The sequence below is a fragment of the SAR324 cluster bacterium genome (genome assembly GCA_029245725.1).
GTDB lineage: Bacteria > SAR324 > SAR324 > SAR324 > NAC60-12 > JCVI-SCAAA005.
On the sequence record JAQWOT010000001.1, the window covers coordinates 1 to 1,862 of the forward strand.

The 1,862-nt window shown below is 46.6% G+C and carries 4 protein-coding genes; all 4 read right to left on the reverse strand.

The window, feature by feature from the left end:
• Positions 1 to 211, reverse strand: a 211-nt coding sequence (locus P8O70_00005; GenBank protein ID MDG2195269.1) for a hypothetical protein, incomplete at its 3' end; no start/stop codon positions are given.
• Positions 212 to 220: 9 nt separating this feature from the next.
• Positions 221 to 904: a Bax inhibitor-1/YccA family protein gene (locus tag P8O70_00010; protein MDG2195270.1), complete on the reverse strand. Its 684-nt coding sequence runs from the start codon at positions 902 to 904 to the stop codon at positions 221 to 223.
• 150 nt (positions 905 to 1,054) lie between these two features.
• On the reverse strand, positions 1,055 to 1,702 hold the full coding sequence (locus P8O70_00015; GenBank protein MDG2195271.1) for an HAD-IA family hydrolase: 648 nt from the start codon (positions 1,700 to 1,702) through the stop codon (positions 1,055 to 1,057).
• A gap of 10 nt (positions 1,703 to 1,712) precedes the next feature.
• Positions 1,713 to 1,862: SAM-dependent methyltransferase (locus P8O70_00020; GenBank protein ID MDG2195272.1), on the reverse strand; the 150-nt coding region annotated here is incomplete at its 5' end.

Consider the following 1,862-nt stretch of genomic DNA (forward strand, 5'->3'; position numbering starts at 1 on the left):
CTGACACCTGGATTCGATTTTCAAGACCACGGAGAGTGTAGAAGGGAACACCGTTTTGATCATACAAAACGGTGTTAGAGGGAGAGCGGGCGATGGCAGTTTCAAACTCGGCTACAAACTCCTTGGCCATAGGAACCAAGATCGTATATGCCGCACCCAGTGCGCCAAGAGGTAATCCGATTAGCAGGATTCCCCAGAACAGCCATCGCATACAATTCTACTAGTCTCTGGAAAGTCCCAGAATGCTCAATAGCGCAGTAAAGAGGTTCAGGATGTCTAGGTAGAGAGCCAACGTTGCGGAGATGTACTCATCTGTCGCGTAGTTACGCATGATGTTTGATGTGTCGTACAAGATGAATCCACTAAAAAGGATCACCCCGACACCTGACATCATAAAGTGCATCATTGGGCTCTGGAACAAGAACATGTTCAACAAGCTACCAATCACGATCGTGATCAATCCAACCATGAGGAATCCAGACATAAAGCTGAAATCCTTCTTGGAGAAGACCACGTACATCGTCAAACCACCGAAGGTGATCGCAGTCAGCGCAAAAGCCTGGGTGGCGATACTCGGTCCAACTGCATAAAGCAATGGCCCAAGTGTTAGGCCCGAAACTGTGGTGAAACTGAACAGGGCAATCATGTTCAGCCCAGGCTTGTGACGGGCAAACTGAGCAAAAAAGATCAGGCCAATCATCAGAACGAATAAAATCATTCTGTTGGAGGCGACAATTGGTAACAAGGGGCCAGTTCCTAAATATGCACCAATAGCGGCTGTCACCATGGATGCGGCCAACAAGGTGTATACCTTCTTGATGAATACCAGCCTATCTTCGAGGGAAACGGATTCAACCGTGACCCGACCGAAACTGGCTTCCTGAGCAGTGTTAAAGTTCAGCATCAGTTTCCTTTGGCAAGGAGTAGTGAAAAAATAGGGGGGAACCCCCATTGAGATCTAACTCAAAATCTAGCGTATTTTCATTTGCTTGACAACCAAATCCGGTCCAAATTATTACGAATTCAGGCCAGAACTAAGGATGTTTTAGAGCAATCATCGAAGCCAATGCAAAAAGTTGGACACTTTCGGTCCGTCGAAAAAAGCAAAGTGCTCTCGATTTTCATCATTCTCCCGCAGCAAGAACGGCACCTGATTCTCGACAGCAGCAGCATGATCAGTTATTGAATCCCCGATCATCAAACATTCTTCGGGTTCCATTTTCGTTTCTGCCAACATCTGCGCTAGCACCTCCGGCTTCGTATGGGGTGCACCAAACACCTTGGAGAAGGGACTTACTAAATCAATCGCTTTCAGAATGTGCTTCATCTCATCCTGAGGGGTTCCTGTCACGATCATGTGCTGTTGCTCATGAGGATTCGAGTTCAGGAATTCACGAACCCCTTCAATCCAAGCGCAAGCAATCACCCCCTCGATCACAGAATCTGCATAACGCTGACAATACTCTAAATTTTCTTCTTCGCTCAGTTCCTGATCCAGCAGTGTACGAAAATAATGCGGAATCTTGATGTGACGAGAAACTCCACCGTGCAGTAAGTGATATTCTCGAACGTATTTGCGAACATCTTCACCGTATTTACGGAAAAGTTGATCAAAAGCCTCTGTTTTTAAGGGCACTGAATCTTTGATAACGCCGTCGAAATCCCAAAAAATCAGTTTGTAGGCTTCTGGGGTGAATTCCATGGTTTTTCTCTTAGGGTTTAACAGCCAAAATCTGAATGACCGCATCATGGCCATGGTGTAATCGACCCTCAATCACTGATCGTTCCGTTTCCAAGGCATGAACCAGCTCCAAGCCTGCCAGTTCCTCACACAATTCAGAGAGCGTCATTGTCAGTTCGGC